Origin of the sequence: Serratia sp. CY71090 (assembly GCF_052166845.1) — a bacterium.
Taxonomy (GTDB): domain Bacteria; phylum Pseudomonadota; class Gammaproteobacteria; order Enterobacterales; family Enterobacteriaceae; genus Serratia; species Serratia nematodiphila.
This window is the reverse complement of sequence record NZ_JBJNOA010000004.1, coordinates 106,965-122,484: the sequence shown is the minus strand read 5'-3', so window position 1 is coordinate 122,484 and position 15,520 is coordinate 106,965. Positions and strand designations below refer to the sequence as shown.

The window sequence follows — 15,520 nt, the reverse complement described above, 5'->3', positions numbered from 1 at the left end:
TTTATGAGCGTTTTTTATTCCTTACGGTTATAAAAAATAAGGATCATGAGGTTAAAGTTTCACTAGCAACTGTTAGCGAACTATTAATTTTTCGCGTTACTAGCTGTATACTCATTTTCGTGAACTGAATCACAGTTCGTTGGAACTGATAAAAGAATACGATGAGGTGAGATGATGAAAATTAAAGCTACCGTTGCAACCCTGAGCGTTCTGTCCATGCTTTCCTTTGGTGCATTCGCAGCACAATCTGTTGATGCAACCCAGGCCGCAAAACTGCAGCCCGCCGGTGTGATCACCGTGAGCGGCGTCGCCGCTGCGCCTTCCGACATTCGCCAGGCACTGTCCGACAAAGCTGACGCCAAAGGGGCGACCGCTTACCGCGTGATCGAAGCGCGCAACGACGGCAACTTCCACGCGACCGCTGAAATCTACAAATAAGTAACGGCATTACCCGGCAACGGGCAATACATCTCTGGAATCAAACGCTGTCATAACGGCCTTCAAGAATAAAAATCGCTGCCAAGCCCTTCCAGGCTGTTATGACCAAGGATCGCTATCATGAACATGAAAACTACTGTTGCTGCACTCGGTTTGCTGTCCGTCATCTCCTTCGGCGCGTCTGCCGCCCAGTTGGTGACTAACGATCAGACCGCCAATCTGCAATCTATCGGCACCATTACCGTCAGCGGCATCGACGGCGCGCCGACCGACATTCGCCAGGCGTTGTCGGAGAAAGCCGACGCGAAAGGCGCGACCGCCTACCGCGTGATCGAAGCGCGTAACGAAGGCAACTACCACGCCACCGCCGAGATTTACAAATAACAACTCTGGGAACGGCTTTGCAGAGCTGATTACCCTCGTCACTGCCACTGCCGAGTTCTGACGCAAACGCCGATTTCCCAGAGACCCTCTCGTCGTCCTATCCGACGAACCCCGTTGCCCTCGCTCGCGAGGGCTTTTTTATGGGCGTAAAAAAGGCCGCGAATGCGGCCCTTTGTTGGCTGATGCGGCTAAGCGATCAGTAGGTCACCTTCGGTTCCTGCTTTTTCGCCAGCGCGTCCAGCAAGCGATCGTGAATACCGCCGAAACCGCCGTTGCTCATCACCAGAATGTGGTCGCCCGGCTGTGCGGTTTTCACCACCATGTCCACCAGCGTGTCGAGATCCGCGCTCCAATGCGCCGGCTGCACGCAGGCATCCGCCACTTCCGCGACCTGCCACGGAATGTGGTGCGGCTGGAACAGGAACACTTCGTCGGCACGGCCGAGCGAAGGCGCCAGATCGTTTTTGCTGATGCCCATTTTCATGGTGTTAGATCGCGGTTCCAGCACCGCCAGAATGCGCGCCGTACCGCCGACCTTGCCGCGCAGCGCGGCCAGAGTGGCCAGGATCGCCGTCGGGTGGTGCGCGAAATCGTCGTAAACCGTGACGCCGTTGGCTTCGCCACGCAGCTCCAGACGGCGACGGGCGTTGATGAAATCGCCCAACGCGCGGCAGGCATCCGCCGGCTGCACGCCGACGTGGCGAGTCGCGGCGATAGCCATCAGGCCGTTATGCATGTTGTGCTCGCCCACCAGCGCCCACTTCACTTCGCCGACCTGCTCACCGTCGAGGAACACCGCGTAATGGCTGGCGTCCGGCGTCAGCTTCTGCGCGCGCCAGACGCCCTCTTCGCCCACCAGCTCCTGTTCGCTCCAGCAGCCCATCGCCATCACCTGCTTCAGGTGGCTGTCGTTGTCCGGCAGGATGATTTTGCCTTTGCCCGGCACCAGACGCACCAGGTGGTGGAACTGTTTCTGGATGGCTTTCAGATCGTCGAAAATATCGGCGTGGTCGAACTCCAGGTTGTTCATGATCAGCGTGCGCGGGCTGTAGTGCACGAACTTGGAGCGTTTGTCGAAGAACGCGCAGTCATACTCGTCGGCCTCGATCACGAAGAACGGGCTGCCGCCGAGGCGGGCCGATACGTCGAAGTTGCCCGGCACGCCGCCGATGACGAAGCCGGGCTGGTAGCCGCAGGCCTCGAGGATCCAGGTCGCCATGCCGGCGGTGGTGGTTTTACCGTGGGTGCCGGCGACCGCCAGTACCCAGCGATCGCGCAACACGGCGTCGTGCAGCCACTGCGGGCCGGAAACGTAAGGGATACCACGCTCCAGCACCGCCTCCACGCACGGGTTGCCGCGCGTCATGGCGTTGCCGATGATCACCAGATCCGGCGCCGGATCCAGCTGGGCGGGATCATAACCCTGAATCAGATCGATCCCCTGGTTCTCCAGCAGCGTGCTCATCGGCGGATAGACGTTGGCGTCCGAACCGGTGACGTCATGCCCCAGTGAACGCGCCAGCATCGCCAGCCCGCCCATAAAGGTGCCACAGATCCCAAGAATGTGAATGCGCATAGGTTTCTCATGTGAGTGCATCGAATGTCGGCATATTCTAACGCTCAGAATCGTCCAGAAGAAATGGATTTGCCTATGAATGGCGCGCATCTTTGGGCTACACTGCACGCGAAAACGTTGGCGGTTTGTTAACAGGCCGCTATCCATCCGTAGATTCAGGGATTGTGTCATGAAAACGTTAGGCGAATTTATCGTCGAGAAACAGCACGACTTCTCTCACGCCACCGGCGAGCTGACCGCGTTACTTTCTGCAATTAAACTGGGCGCCAAAATCATCCACCGCGACATCAACAAGGCCGGCCTGGTTGATATTCTGGGAACCAGCGGGGTGTCCAACGTACAGGGCGAAGTTCAGATGAAACTGGACCTGTACGCGAACGAAAAACTGAAAGCGGCGTTGAAAGCGCGTGGTGAAGTTGCGGGTATCGCTTCCGAAGAAGAAGATGAAATCGTGATATTCGACGGCGAGCGAGCTGAAAATGCCAAGTATGTCGTATTGATGGATCCGTTGGACGGTTCGTCCAACATCGATGTCAACGTCTCGGTCGGTACGATTTTCTCTATCTATCGTCGCATCACGCCGGTCGGCACGCCGGTGACCGAAGAAGACTTCCTGCAGCCGGGCAGCGCCCAGGTCGCAGCGGGTTACGTGGTTTACGGCTCGTCCACCATGCTGGTGTACACCACCGGTTACGGCGTCCACGCCTTCACGTACGATCCGTCTCTGGGCGTGTTCTGTCTCTCTCACGAGAAAGTGCGCTTCCCGGCGAGCGGCAACATGTATTCCATCAACGAAGGCAACTACATCAAGTTCCCTCTCGGCGTGAAGAAATACATCAAGTACTGCCAGGAGCAGGACGAAGCGACGCAGCGCCCTTATACCTCGCGCTACATCGGTTCTCTGGTGGCGGACTTCCACCGTAACCTGCTGAAAGGCGGCATCTACATCTACCCAAGCACCGCCAGCCACCCGCAAGGCAAGCTGCGCCTGCTGTACGAATGCAACCCGATGGCGTTCCTAGCCGAACAGGCCGGCGGTAAGGCCAGCGACGGCAAAAATCGCATTCTGGACATCACGCCGGTGAAACTGCACCAGCGCGCGCCATTCTTCGTCGGCACCAAGTCGATGGTAGAAGACGCAGAACGCTTCATCGCCGAAAACCCGGACGAGTAACGCGTTACTGGCAAGGGTTCGGCGCCGCGCCGAACCCTTATCGCCTTACAGCTTGAACGCCGCCATGCTCTGCGCCAGCAGCTGAGCCTGATCTTCCAGCGAGCGCGTCGCCGCCGCCGACTCTTCCACCAGCGCCGCATTCTGCTGCGCCACCTGATCCATCTGCGCCACCGCCAGATTCACCTGTTCGATACCGCTGCTTTGTTCGCGCGTCGCCGCCGAGATCTCACGCATCAACGCCGTCACCCGGCCCACTTCACCGGTGATACCGCTCATGGTCTGCGCCGCCGACTCCACCATCTGCTCGCCTTCCTGCACCCGGTTCTGCGACGCTTCGATCAACCCTTTGATCTCTTTCGCCGACTGGGCGCTACGCTGCGCCAGATTGCGCACTTCGCCGGCCACCACCGCGAAACCGCGGCCCTGTTCGCCGGCGCGCGCCGCTTCCACCGCTGCGTTCAACGCCAGGATATTGGTCTGGAAGGCGATGCCGTCCATCACGCTGATGATGTCGGCGATACGGCGCGAGCTGTCGGTGATCGCCTGCATCTTGCTCATGACCTGACTGACCACCTCGCTGCCCTGGTTGGCGATATCGGACACGCTCAGCGCCAGCTGATTGGCCTGCTCGCAGTTCTCGGCATTCATTTTCACCGTCGAGGTCAGCTGTTCCATGCTGGCGGCAGTCTCTTCCAGCGAAGCGGCCGATTCTTCGGTGCGCTGCGCCAGATGCAGGTTACCGGCCGCCAGTTCGCGTGAACCGGTGTCGATCTGGCTGCTGGCGTCACGCACTTTGCTGACCGAATTGGCCAGCGCTTGCTGCATGCGCTGCATCGCCCGCACCAGGCGGCCCATCTCGGTATCGCCCTCGCCGCGGATCTCATGGGTCAGATCGCCGCCGGCGATGTGTTCCAACTGCGCGATGGACTCATCCAACGGGCGCAAAATGATCACGCGCAGCGCGAACCAGGCCAGCACCGCCAGCAGCACGCTGAGCAGGCCCGCCACCACGATCAGCGAGATCTTGGTGCTGGCGTTGTTTTCCGCGTCATACACCTGCTTTTCGCCGAGCTTCATGGCGAAGCTGCGGAAATCGCTGAGATCCTTTTCAAACGCGATGCTCAACGCAGAGATGCGGGTCTCCTGAATATGGTAATACTCATCGATTTTACCGGCCTTGATGGCGGCGGCCATCGGCTTCACGCCCTGCTCGAGGTAGGCGCGATAGCTGTTTTGCAGACGATTGGAGAGTTCGCGGCCGCGCTCGGTCACGGTGCCGACGCCGACAAAGCGCGCCATTTCCTTGTTCGACTGCTCGAGGTAGCCGTAGATGCGGCCCACGGTGGCGTCGGAGACATCAGTCTGGCCGATCTCCCGTTGGCGCACCGCCAGCGAGGCGGCGGTTCGGGCGCGCAGCGTCAGGTTGGAGCTGTTGGCCAGCGAGCCCAGCTCTTCGCCGAGGATCTGGTTTAAGGTATGGATCGAGCGCGATCCTTCGTTAATCGCGTTGACGCCAATAACGCTGACCATGATCAGCAGCATGGTCATCAGGCTCAGCAGGGCGATCAGCCCAGCCTTCACCGTAATCTTTTTTAGCATGAGTTCTTCCCGGCTTCAGAATAGTGAGATCAGACGTAGTAGGGGTGGCAAAACGCGGAGCCAGCTTTGCTGGCTCATTATTGTTTGTTGAAGTTATCGGCAGGCGGAGGCAAAACTTCATGCCGCGGCGGGATTAATCTGGAAATTCTCCGCGCGCAGAGACACTGGGTTTTCGACGATGAAAAGGGCAGGAAATCGCAAAAGAGTCCGCTATAATAGCCGCCACTCCATTTCTGGTTTGATGATTAAAGGAAACCGACATGAGCTTGAATCTGGTCCCAGCTGGCAAAGACCTGCCGGAAGACATCTACGTAGTAATCGAAATCCCGGCCAACGCCGATCCAATCAAATACGAAATCGACAAAGAAACCGGCGCGCTGTTCGTTGACCGTTTCATGTCCACCGCGATGTTCTACCCGTGCAACTACGGCTACATCAACCACACTCTGTCTCTTGATGGTGATCCGGTTGACGTGCTGGTCCCAACCCCATATCCGCTGCAGCCGGGCTCCGTGATCCGCTGCCGTCCGGTTGGCGTGCTGAAGATGACCGACGAAGCCGGTGAAGACGCCAAGCTGGTTGCGGTACCGCACAGCAAGCTGACCAAAGAGTATGATCACGTGAAAGACGTGAACGACCTGCCGGAACTGCTGAAAGCCCAGATCGCTCACTTCTTCGAGCACTACAAAGATCTGGAAAAAGGCAAATGGGTGAAAGTGGAAGGCTGGGCAGACGCTGCCGCAGCGAAAGCGGAAATCATCGCTTCCTTCGAACGCGCTGCCAAGAAGTAATTTTCGCCGCCGTCCGATGAAAAAACACCGCTCATTGAGCGGTGTTTTTTTATTACTGATCTTCGAGGCGTTTCAGCCAGTCACCGCTGGTAATTCGCGGGTAACCATCCACGCTGTGTTTATACAGGTAGATCCACGCACTCCCATAAGGCGTCTGAATCAGCTCGCGCTTATAGTCCTTGGTGTTGCTTTTCAGTTCGTCCAGCTCTGCCAGAATCGATGAGTTAATACGATACACTTCGCAATGTATCGTGCCCTCTCCAGGGATCGCCGCCGGGTAATGGCCCAGATTATAAATCTGATAGCCTTCGAGCTCGTGCTCGCCGAGCCATTGGGCGTTGGTCATCCAATGGCTGTTTCCCTGTTTGCGCCGTAAACTGCCGTAGACAATTATTCGCATCGCTAAAACTCAAACTGATAGAGCAAATCTAATGCCTGGTCGAGACCAGACACCGCTTCAAGATACAACTTAGGCATCAGGCGATAACGCAACGTCAGCGTGGCCAGCGAGTCGAAAATGCCCACCCCATATTTTACTTGTAAGCCTGGGAGGACATAGCCGCTCACGACAACCTGGGAATTGTCGCCAACCCCTTGAGTGTCCAGAGCCAAATTACTCACGCCGAATGCCTCGCCGATTTTACCCACAAGTTGACCACTTTGTGCAACCCCCATGCCGATTAACATCGACGTCATGGCGTTGCCGTCGGCGCCGGAACTGCTTAAGCCCTGACCGCGCAGCAGATAAGACAGGGCTTCCTGTTGCGATTTGGCCGGATCGGAGAACACTTCCAGCTTCGGCGCATCCGCCAGGCCGGTCACGCGCACGCCGGCGGTCACGTCGTCCTCGGTGGATTCCGGGTTGCGGATCGCCTCGATATTGAGCAGCGGCTGATCCGGCGGGCCGGAGAACATCAGCTGCCCTTTACGCACGATCAAATCCTGACCATAAGCATGGAAGCGACCGGAAGGGATGTCAATCTGGCCATTGAGGCCCAACCCTTTCTTGTCCTGCACCACTTTCAAATCGCCCTTCAGGCGGGCTTTCAGGCCGAAGGCGTCCAGCCGCACGTCGTTGCCGACGTGGATCATCAGATTGCTGTTGATCGGGATCGAGGCGGTCTTCGGTTGAATCGGCTTCAGCTGATCGTCCAGCATCACCTCGTCGGAAGAGACGCCCACCGCGCTTTCCGGCAGTTCCTGCACCGTGATGCGCGCCCAGGGAATGTCGACCTTGCCGTTGAGCGAGAACAGCTGCGGCGTGGCTTCGAACACCAGATCCGGCGATACGTCGATGCGGATCATCGGCGGCACCGTCACCCGCAGCTTGTCGCCCTTGGCGGCAATGCGCGCACGCCAGGCATTGATGTCACGCCAGTCGGCATCGCCCGCCAGATTCAGCTGGCCGCGCGTGGTGCTGAGCAGCCCTTCCAGCGTCGAGGTCATGCCGTTGAAATTCACCGCCAGCCGCGCGTCGGTCATATCGAACGGCATCCAGTGGCCCTGCACCTTCGCCCGATCCAACGCCAGACGCCCGAACACCAGCGGCTTCTGCGCGCTGCCGCCCAGACGCAGGTTGGCGTTCAGCATGCCCGCCGCGCTTTCGCCCTTCATCAGCGCCGGGTTGATCAGCGCCAGCGAGATGTTGGTGATATTGACGTTGCCGCTGATGGTGCGCCGCACCTGCGGATCCGCCACCTGGATATTGCCGTCGAACTGGCCGTTGTTGGTCAGTTTGATCCGCCAGTCGGCCTGCGCGCGGCCGTTGTTCAGGCCGGCGTTGAGGGTCAGCGTATCGAAGGCGATCGGCAGCGCATTGCCCTGCACCTGCTGCACCACCTTGACGCCGTTGCCGGCCAACGTGACCTTCGCCTCCGGCAGCGCGCCGCCCGGTTTCCAGCTGACGTCGGCCCGGCCGGTGAACACGCCGCTCAGGGCGGTCTCCGGGCCGAGGAACGGCTTGATCATCGCCAGGTCGAACCGGTTGAGCACCACGCTGGCCTGGCCGCTCTGGCCGGCTTCGATGGTCTTCGGCACGCACAGCTCGGCGTTCGGGTTCTGCCAGCAGTGCGGCCCGATGCTGATCTTCTGCGCGGTGTTCAGGTAGTCCAGCGCGATGGCGCGCGTCAGGCGCCACTCCCCCACCGGCGTATCGAAGCGGGTGTTATTCAGATTGCCGCGCCAGCGCTGCTGCTGACGATCGAAGCTGCCCTGCAGCGCCAGCTGGCCGGAGACCGGTTTGCCGTCGATCTTCAACTGCAGCTGATGCTGCTTCTCGCTGCCTTTGGCGTCGAGGGTCAGCAGGCTGACCTCCAGCGCGTCCTGCTTCAGCTGCTCGACGCGTACCGCCAGCTGCCCCTGGATCTGATCCGTGGAGCGCACGTCGCCGTCGATCTTCACGCGGTTGATGCGCAGCGCCTGCCACTGCAAGCCGGAGGCGGTCAAATCCGCCAGCAGCTGAGGCGCCTGCAGATTGCCGCGCAGCTTCAGCAGCCCTTTGGCGGTGCCGCCGAGGCCCGGCAGCGCGCCGTCCAGACGCGGCGCGTCGATGTTGGCGTCCAGGTTCCAGTTCTTCTCGTCCAGCTGTCCTTTGACATTCAGCTGGTTGCGCCCCAGCGTCAGATCGATGCCGGGGATTTTCCACTGCCCGGCGGCGTTGCCGCTCAGCGTGCCGCGCGCCGTGACCTTGTTCTGCTTCACGTTGCCGTCCAGCTGCAGCACCGGCACCTGCAGCTGCCAGCTGCCGCCGTGCAGGCTGCCGCGCGTGGTGATCTTGCCGTCGAGTTTCGCCGGCCATTCCGGCCACTGCTTGGCGGTATTGATGCCGCTCAGCGTCAATTGCGAGGTCCAGCTGATGGCCTTGCTCCAGTCCACCAGCGCGGTGAGATCGGTATTGCCCTGCAGCGCCGCCAGGCGCAGGCGCTCCAGCTTGAACTGCTCGACGTTGCCTTTGCCGTCCAGCGTCAGCACCGCCGGCGGCAGATCCTGGCCTTTCAGATTGGCGCGCGTCGACAGCGCATAGTCGGTCGCCTTGCCGTTAAAGCGCAGGCGGAAATCGTTGACCTGATACTGCGCCTCGCCGCTCAGCGGCCATTTCAGCTGCTTGCTCTGCAGCGTCAGCGCCAGCGGCAGGCCCGCTTCGGCCAGCCGGGTTTGCACATCGAGCTGGGCGCCGACCGGGCCGGACAGGTTCAGCGCCACCTTCAGCTCATCACGCAACCCGCCGTCGATGTTCAGCTTCACCTTCTCGCCCTTCAACGGGTCGATATTCAACGCGCTGTTGGCGGTCAGCGCCACCGGCCAGTCGCCGGTCAGGGTCGCCTGCCCCTGCACCGACAGCGTGCCCTGCGGCGACTTCACGTCGAAGTTGTCCAGCTGGATATGCTGATCCTGCGTGCTGGCCTGCAGCAACAGGCTCGTGATCAGCACGTCAGTATCGCCGGTCAAGCGCAGCTGTTCGCCGCTGATCTCTTTCACGGTGATATCCAGCGGCAGGCGGATGTCCGGCAGATCCGGCAACAGCGGTTTGGCGAACAGTTCCTTCAGCGTTTCGCCGAGCGGCTTCTCCTCCGGCTGCGGCGCCGGTTTCGCCGCGTCGGTAACCTGCTCACCGACCTTTTTCGCCACCTCGACCGCCGGTTGCACCGCTTCCGGCAACGGATTTTGCGGCGTTTTCGGCAAGGCAATCAGCAACGAGCTGATCTTGGTTGGCATCAGCGTCAGCGCGCGCTCTTGCCACTGCGCGCCGGTGCGGAACTCGGCCAGAGAAATGGCGGTGTCGTCGACGGTGACCTTGACGTTATTCAGCGCCAGCAGGCGCAGGGTGATCGGATAAGGGGTGCTGAGATTGGTGGTCGGTTCACTGCTCTCCTCCACCGGCGCGGAGGGCGCCATCTCTTTGGTGTTCACCGCCACGTCCACGTCCTGAGCGGTCAAAGCGTTGACGCACAGCGAGCTGCGTTTAAAGCAGGAGAGATCGAGGGAGAGATGGAACTGCCCGGCGTTGACCGTCACGCCCGGCATCTGATACTTCACGCCCTTCAGCGTCAGATCGCGCCAGCCGCCGCTGACGCCGGCGATCTCCAGCCCCGGCACCCAGCGCGCCGCGCCGTTGATGACCATATGCAAACCGGTGGTGGTCCCCACCAGGAAGGCCAGGCCGCCGATCAGCAACAGCAGAATGACCAGAAATCCGAGGCAAATCTTTTTAACCAGGCTCATAGTTCAGGCCCCAAACCGATGTAGAACTGCATCCCGTGGGTGTCCTTGTCCCCCACGGGCGCGGCGATATCCAGCTTCACCGGCCCCACCGGTGACTGCCAGCGCACGCCTACGCCGGCGCCGGTCTTGAAGTTGCTCTGCTTGATATCGTTCACCGCTTCACCGGAATCGACGAACATCGCCCCCCACCATTTGCCGGTCACGTTGTATTGATACTCCAGCGAGCCGGTCAGCATCTTGGAGGCGCCGGTCAGCTTGCCGTCGTCGCCGCGCGGCGAAATGTCTTTGTACTTGTAGCCGCGAATGCTGCGGTCACCGCCGGCGAAGAAGCGCAGATCCGGCGGCACCTTGTCGAAGTCGTTGGTTTCGATCCAGCCCACCTGCCCGCGCGCTACAAAGCGATGCTTGTCGGCCAGGGTACGGATCCAGACGTTCTGCGCCTGCATCAGCGCGAAGTCCACGCCGGAGCCCCAGGAAGTGTCGGACACGTCGATGGAATAGCGTTGGCTGTCGCCCCAGGTCGGCATCAGCCCGCCGCGCGAACGGGTGCGGTTGAAGCTGACGCCGGGGTACAGCAGCATGGTGGTGTTGCTGACGTTGCCCTGGGTAAAGTTATCCCAGCGCCAGGTCAGGTTGATCGCCCGCTGCCAGCCGCTGGAGAGATCCCAGTTGCGCGAGGCCACCACTTTGGAGGTCACGGATTTGGTGTCGTTAAGATCGACGTTCTTGAGCCCGCCCTGCAGCAGGTAATACTGCTCCAGCGGGTTCTTGAGCAGCGGGATCTTGTAAGTCAGATCCAGCTGCTGCTCCGGCGCCGACACGCTGGCGCTGGTTTCCAGGCTATGCCCGCGATCGTTGAGCCAGGGCTTTTTCCAGGTGCCTTTCACCCGCGGGCCGACGTCGGTGGAGTAACCGATACCGGTTTCGACGGTGTTGCGCGTACGCGGCGTCACCAGCGCGTCCAACGGCAAAATCTTGTTCTCTTTGGCATCGTTGAAATCAGGGGACACCACCACCGAGTTGAACCAGTTGGTGGCGGACAAACGGCGGTTCAGCTCGGCCAAATCCTCCGAACTGTAGTAATCCCCCTGATGAAAGGGCACCAGATTTTGCAGATAGTCTTCGCGGATTTGCGAACCGGTGAATTTCACCTTGCCGAAGCGGTAACGTTCGCCGCTGTTGAAATCGATATCCCAAAACGCCTTGTGCAGATCTTCGGCCACGCCGAGCTGGCTTTTGGTCATGTCGGCGTCGAAGTAGCCTTTGCGCAGCGCCAGGCCGGTCAGCGAGCCTTTGAAACTGTCATACTTGCCGTGGTTGAGGATCTCACCGATGGTCGGCCGATCCTTCTTTACCAGCGCCAGGTAGTCCTCATCGGTCTTTGCGCCGCCTTCCAGCACGATGTTGGCGCCGGCGATGCGCACCGGCTCGCCCGGATTGACCTTGGCATGCAGCACCGGGCGCGACATCCCCGGCCGATCGTCCAGCGTAAACTCGATGGTCGGCTGGTAATAGCCGAGCGCGCGCAGCCCCTGGCGCACCGCCTCGTCCACCCGTGCGCGGAAGCGGCCGTCGGTGCCGACCTCTTCAGGCGTGATCGACGACAGCCGCACCCGGACGTTTTTTTCCAACTCTCCGCTTAACCCCTCCACCTGCAGCCGCACGTTCGCCGCATAGGCTGCAGGTGCCGCAAGCAACACAGATATCAAGCACATGACCGGGTACTTTGGCACGTGTTCTCCTTATTGATTTTACTGTCCTGTTATGGTGTTCGCTCCGGGGCCAGGGCAGACTCCGCGCTATCATGACGGCAGCCCTCTTCAACCTTCTTCCGGACGCCGCCCGCCGCGCTTTGCCACCGCCGCGCAACAGGCGAATTCTTCACTTTTGGCGCTCAAAATACTGCGTTAAGCTTATACAAAATCCAACTTGCCGCTTATTGTGGGCAAAGACGCGGTGAGATACAACCGAACCGCCGCCATGTAGGGTCAATTCTTACTGTGACAACAGGAGTCAACCGTGGTGCCATTTTTTGATAAATCACAAACCGTCGATAAGGCAAGCGCGCTGCCTGGCCGCACCACGCCAATGCCTGTCGCAACGCTCAACGTCGTCACCGAACACTCGATGACTCAGGTGCCGGCCGGCATGGAGGTGGCGATTTTCGCCATGGGCTGTTTCTGGGGCGTTGAGCGCCTGTTCTGGCAACAGCCGGGCGTCTACAGCACCGCCGCCGGCTACAGCGGCGGCTATACGCCGAACCCGACCTACCGCGAAGTGTGCAGCGGCCAGACCGGCCACGCCGAAGTGGTGCGCGTGGTGTTCGATCCGCAGGTCGTCAGCTACAAACAGCTGCTGCAGGTATTCTGGGAAAATCACGATCCGGCGCAGGGCATGCGCCAGGGCGGCGACGTCGGCACGCAGTACCGCTCGGCGATTTATACGCTGAGCCCAGAGCAGCAGGCCGAGGCGGAAAGCAGCCTGCAACGCTTCCAGCAGGCGATGGATGCGGCGGGCGATAAGCGCGCCATCACCACCGAGATCGCACCGGCGCTGCCGTTCTATTACGCGGAAGACGATCATCAGCAGTACCTGTTCAAAAACCCGGAAGGCTACTGCGGGCTGGGCGGCATCGGCGTTTGCCTGCCGCCGCAGGGCTGATTTGATGCCGGCCGGCGGCACTTTTTTAACCGCTGGCGGCCCCTGTGGGGCAACTGCTATACTATGCGGGCCGCTTCTGCGGCCCGATAGCTTCCCTTCTGGTTGTTATCGCTGCTTTTTTTACTATGTACTACCCTTCCTCAAGAGCGCCGGCATCCCGTCGGCACGTATGGATAGATTATGTTAAACAGTATTTTACTGATTCTTTTTCTGATCGCGGTGAGTGCGTTCTTCTCACTGTCGGAAATCTCTCTGGCCGCCTCGCGCAAGATCAAACTGAAGCTGATGGCTGACGAAGGTAACGTCAACGCCGCCAGAGTGCTCAAGCTGCAAGAAACCCCTGGCATCTTTTTCACCGTGGTGCAGATCGGCCTGAACGCCGTGGCCATCCTCGGTGGTATCGTCGGCGACGCGGCTTTCTCGCCCACTTTCAAGGTGTTGTTCGATCGTTTCCTGTCGCCCGAATTGGCGGAACAGGTCAGCTTCATCTGCTCTTTCGTGCTGGTGACCAGCCTGTTTATCCTGTTCGCCGATTTGACCCCGAAGCGCATCGGTATGATTGCACCAGAGACGGTCGCCGTCCGGATCATCAACCCGATGCGTTTCTCCATCATGATCTTCCGCCCGCTGGTGTGGTTCTTCAACGGCATGGCCAACCTGATCTTCCGTATGTTCAAGCTGCCGATGGTGCGTAAAGACGACATCACCTCCGATGACATCTATGCGGTGGTGGAAGCCGGCGCCCTGGCGGGCGTGCTGCGCAAGCAGGAGCACGAGCTGATTGAAAACGTGTTCGAACTGGAATCGCGCACCGTGCCGTCTTCGATGACCTCGCGCGAAAGCGTGGTGTACTTCGATCTGCGCGAAAGCGAAGAGAGCATCAAGGAGAAAGTCTCGACTCACCCGCACTCCAAGTTCCTGGTGTGCGACGGCCATATCGATCAGGTGGTCGGCTACGTCGATTCCAAAGACCTGCTGAACCGCGTGCTGGGCAACCAAAGCCTGGTGCTGAGCAGCGGCGTGCAGATCCGCTCGGCGCTGATCGTGCCGGACACGCTGACGCTGTCCGAAGCGCTGGAAAGCTTCAAAACCGCCGGCGAAGACTTCGCGGTGATCCTCAATGAATATGCGTTGGTGGTGGGCATCATCACCCTTAACGACGTGATGACCACGCTGATGGGCGATCTGGTCGGCCAGGGCCAGGAAGAGCAGATCGTGGCGCGCGACGAAAGTTCATGGCTGATTGAAGGCGGCACGCCGATCGACGACGTGATGCGCGTGCTGGACATCGACGAGTTCCCGCAGGCGGGCAACTACGAGACCATCGGCGGCTTTATGATGTATATGCTGCGCAAGATCCCGAAACGCACCGACTTCGTCAAATACGCCGGCTACAAGTTCGAAGTGGTGGATATCGACAGCTACAAGATAGACCAGCTGCTGGTCACCCGGCTGAGCGACAAGCCGGCGGCGGTGCTGCCGAAAGCGCCGGACGACACGCCTGCGGCCTGACGGCGGTAAGACAAAAACATCAGCGGCCCCATCGGGGCCGCATTTTTTTACCGCTGTCAGCGAGGTGCTCACCCCATCTCGGTCTGCAACAGCAGCACCTGACGGTTCACTTCAGACATCACGCTGAAATGGCGCTTGTCGCGAATCTTCGGCGGCAGGATTTTCCCCTCGTCGAATTCAAATGCGCCCACGTCCTTGATATACAGCCTTCCGCGAAACAGGGTCTTAACGTACTTTGCCACTTTCAAAGGGTTATAACGCTGGAAGATTCTCATTCTTTTACGCTCCTCCCGTTGATCCATGCGCTCAGCGAGCCGCCAAAGGTGGCAGCCTCGAAATTCAGAACGCAACTTGATTGCATGTAGTAGACCCAGTAAAGACCAGAACGTTCACTTCTGCCCGGATATCTACGCTGGATTTACACTTTTTGACAGAATTGTATATGATAATTTATAACGTTTTCAGGATATCCCTTCAAAATCTGATGATTAGCGAACCAAGGGAAAATCTGCGATCCGGTTAACAGGACAGACCTCTTATCACATCCTATGCTTTAGGCTGTCGAAGTGCTGTCGCACAAATTCCCCCCATTACAAGGAGAAAGCATGAAAACAAGTCGCATGCTGATGGTATCCCTGCTGCTCGCCCCGCTTTTCGCTTCCGCGCACAACTTCCAGCTCCAGCAGCGCGTGGCGCCGGTCGGCGTCAGCGACAAAGGAGAGCTCAATTACGCTGACGGTAATTTTAGCTACCAAAACTGGAACAGCGCGCAGCTCAGTGGAAAAGTGCGAGTGATACAACATATTGCCGGCCGCAGCTCCGCCAAAGACATGAACGACCCACTGATTGAAGCGATCAAGAAGGCGAAGCTACCACACGATCGTTACCAAACGACGACAATCGTCAACACCGACGATGCCCTGATGGGCACCGCGATGTTCGTGCGCAGCAGCATTGAAGACAGCAAGAAAGAGTTCCCATGGTCGCAGTTTATCGTCGACAGCGACGGCAACGTGCGCAAAGCCTGGGATCTGCAGCCAAAAGGCTCCGCCATCGTGGTGCTGGATAAGCAAGGGCGCATCCAGTTCGCCAAAGACGGCGCGCTGACGCCAGAAGAGGTGCAGCAGGTGATGTCCAAGCTGCACCAGCTGTTGGCGAACTAAC

General features: G+C 59.5%; 13 protein-coding genes. 7 read left to right on the top strand and 6 right to left on the bottom strand.

From position 1 onward, the window contains the following. Nucleotides 1-174: 174 nt before the first annotated feature. Both yhcN (ACJ8OK_RS10275) and yhcN (ACJ8OK_RS10270) read left to right on the top strand, forming a co-directional pair. A complete protein-coding gene (gene yhcN, locus ACJ8OK_RS10275; RefSeq protein ID WP_004933574.1) occupies nt 175-438 on the top strand; it encodes a peroxide/acid stress response protein YhcN in 264 nt (87 codons plus the stop codon). 120 nt (nt 439-558) lie between these two features. After that, nucleotides 559-822 (top strand): peroxide/acid stress response protein YhcN, encoded by a 264-nt coding sequence (gene yhcN / locus ACJ8OK_RS10270; RefSeq protein ID WP_004933578.1) that lies wholly within the window; start codon nt 559-561, stop codon nt 820-822. Between the two features lie 196 nt (nt 823-1,018). On the opposite strand, the gene mpl is transcribed toward yhcN (ACJ8OK_RS10270), so the two are convergent. Next, nucleotides 1,019-2,398, bottom strand: coding sequence for a UDP-N-acetylmuramate:L-alanyl-gamma-D-glutamyl-meso-diaminopimelate ligase (gene mpl / locus ACJ8OK_RS10265; protein ID WP_261440951.1), 1,380 nt, complete (start codon nt 2,396-2,398; stop codon nt 1,019-1,021). Nucleotides 2,399-2,567: 169 nt separating this feature from the next. Between mpl and fbp the strand changes: the two genes are divergently transcribed. Continuing rightward, a complete protein-coding gene (gene fbp, locus ACJ8OK_RS10260; RefSeq protein ID WP_004933587.1) occupies nt 2,568-3,572 on the top strand; it encodes a class 1 fructose-bisphosphatase in 1,005 nt (334 codons plus the stop codon). A gap of 45 nt (nt 3,573-3,617) precedes the next feature. On the opposite strand, the gene ACJ8OK_RS10255 is transcribed toward fbp, so the two are convergent. Then, nucleotides 3,618-5,171 (bottom strand): methyl-accepting chemotaxis protein, encoded by a 1,554-nt coding sequence (locus ACJ8OK_RS10255; protein WP_260953628.1) that lies wholly within the window; start codon nt 5,169-5,171, stop codon nt 3,618-3,620. Nucleotides 5,172-5,431: 260 nt separating this feature from the next. Here ACJ8OK_RS10255 and ppa point away from each other — a divergent pair, with 260 nt between their 5' ends. Next, a complete protein-coding gene (ppa, locus tag ACJ8OK_RS10250; RefSeq protein WP_004933594.1) occupies nt 5,432-5,962 on the top strand; it encodes an inorganic diphosphatase in 531 nt (176 codons plus the stop codon). A 52-nt stretch (nt 5,963-6,014) separates the two neighbouring features. Here ppa and ACJ8OK_RS10245 read toward each other — a convergent pair whose 3' ends face one another. Genes ACJ8OK_RS10245 through tamA form a run of 3 tightly spaced genes read right to left on the bottom strand, consistent with a single transcriptional unit; the run spans nt 6,015 to nt 11,898 of the window. After that, nucleotides 6,015-6,362: a gamma-glutamylcyclotransferase family protein gene (locus tag ACJ8OK_RS10245; RefSeq protein ID WP_004933596.1), complete on the bottom strand. Its 348-nt coding sequence runs from the start codon at nt 6,360-6,362 to the stop codon at nt 6,015-6,017. A gap of 2 nt (nt 6,363-6,364) precedes the next feature. Next, a complete protein-coding gene (gene tamB, locus ACJ8OK_RS10240; RefSeq protein ID WP_260953625.1) occupies nt 6,365-10,183 on the bottom strand; it encodes an autotransporter assembly complex protein TamB in 3,819 nt (1,272 codons plus the stop codon). Next, on the bottom strand, nt 10,180-11,898 hold the full coding sequence (gene tamA, locus ACJ8OK_RS10235; RefSeq protein ID WP_170310347.1) for an autotransporter assembly complex protein TamA: 1,719 nt from the start codon (nt 11,896-11,898) through the stop codon (nt 10,180-10,182). The genes tamB and tamA overlap by 4 nt, the downstream gene beginning before the upstream one ends. 304 nt (nt 11,899-12,202) lie before the next feature. Here tamA and msrA point away from each other — a divergent pair, with 304 nt between their 5' ends. Together msrA and ACJ8OK_RS10225 are read left to right on the top strand one after the other, a co-directional pair. After that, nucleotides 12,203-12,844: a peptide-methionine (S)-S-oxide reductase MsrA gene (gene msrA, locus ACJ8OK_RS10230; protein ID WP_038879162.1), complete on the top strand. Its 642-nt coding sequence runs from the start codon at nt 12,203-12,205 to the stop codon at nt 12,842-12,844. Nucleotides 12,845-13,024: 180 nt separating this feature from the next. Continuing rightward, entirely contained in the window at nt 13,025-14,356 is a 1,332-nt protein-coding gene (locus tag ACJ8OK_RS10225) for a hemolysin family protein (RefSeq protein ID WP_004933603.1), read from the top strand. A 68-nt stretch (nt 14,357-14,424) separates the two neighbouring features. Here the strand turns inward: ACJ8OK_RS10225 and ACJ8OK_RS10220 are convergent, their stop codons facing one another. Continuing rightward, nucleotides 14,425-14,631, bottom strand: a complete 207-nt coding sequence (locus tag ACJ8OK_RS10220; RefSeq protein WP_004933604.1) for a DUF1107 domain-containing protein — start codon at nt 14,629-14,631, stop codon at nt 14,425-14,427. Nucleotides 14,632-14,961: 330 nt separating this feature from the next. Between ACJ8OK_RS10220 and ACJ8OK_RS10215 the strand changes: the two genes are divergently transcribed. Continuing rightward, nucleotides 14,962-15,519 (top strand): YtfJ family protein, encoded by a 558-nt coding sequence (locus ACJ8OK_RS10215; RefSeq protein WP_025159587.1) that lies wholly within the window; start codon nt 14,962-14,964, stop codon nt 15,517-15,519. Nucleotide 15,520: the final 1 nt, after the last annotated feature.

What these genes read in the sequence shown, in the direction of transcription:
- ACJ8OK_RS10220 (WP_004933604.1), bottom strand. Translation starts at nt 14,631, where the DNA reads ATGAGAATCTTCCAGCGTTATAACCCTTTGAAAGTGGCAAAGTACGTT.
- ACJ8OK_RS10225 (WP_004933603.1), top strand. Translation starts at nt 13,025, where the DNA reads ATGTTAAACAGTATTTTACTGATTCTTTTTCTGATCGCGGTGAGTGCG.
- ppa (WP_004933594.1), top strand. Translation starts at nt 5,432, where the DNA reads ATGAGCTTGAATCTGGTCCCAGCTGGCAAAGACCTGCCGGAAGACATC.
- tamA (WP_170310347.1), bottom strand. Translation starts at nt 11,898, where the DNA reads ATGTGCTTGATATCTGTGTTGCTTGCGGCACCTGCAGCCTATGCGGCG.
- ACJ8OK_RS10215 (WP_025159587.1), top strand. Translation starts at nt 14,962, where the DNA reads ATGAAAACAAGTCGCATGCTGATGGTATCCCTGCTGCTCGCCCCGCTT.
- ACJ8OK_RS10245 (WP_004933596.1), bottom strand. Translation starts at nt 6,362, where the DNA reads ATGCGAATAATTGTCTACGGCAGTTTACGGCGCAAACAGGGAAACAGC.
- ACJ8OK_RS10255 (WP_260953628.1), bottom strand. Translation starts at nt 5,171, where the DNA reads ATGCTAAAAAAGATTACGGTGAAGGCTGGGCTGATCGCCCTGCTGAGC.
- mpl (WP_261440951.1), bottom strand. Translation starts at nt 2,398, where the DNA reads ATGCGCATTCACATTCTTGGGATCTGTGGCACCTTTATGGGCGGGCTG.
- yhcN (WP_004933574.1), top strand. Translation starts at nt 175, where the DNA reads ATGAAAATTAAAGCTACCGTTGCAACCCTGAGCGTTCTGTCCATGCTT.
- yhcN (WP_004933578.1), top strand. Translation starts at nt 559, where the DNA reads ATGAACATGAAAACTACTGTTGCTGCACTCGGTTTGCTGTCCGTCATC.
- tamB (WP_260953625.1), bottom strand. Translation starts at nt 10,183, where the DNA reads ATGAGCCTGGTTAAAAAGATTTGCCTCGGATTTCTGGTCATTCTGCTG.
- fbp (WP_004933587.1), top strand. Translation starts at nt 2,568, where the DNA reads ATGAAAACGTTAGGCGAATTTATCGTCGAGAAACAGCACGACTTCTCT.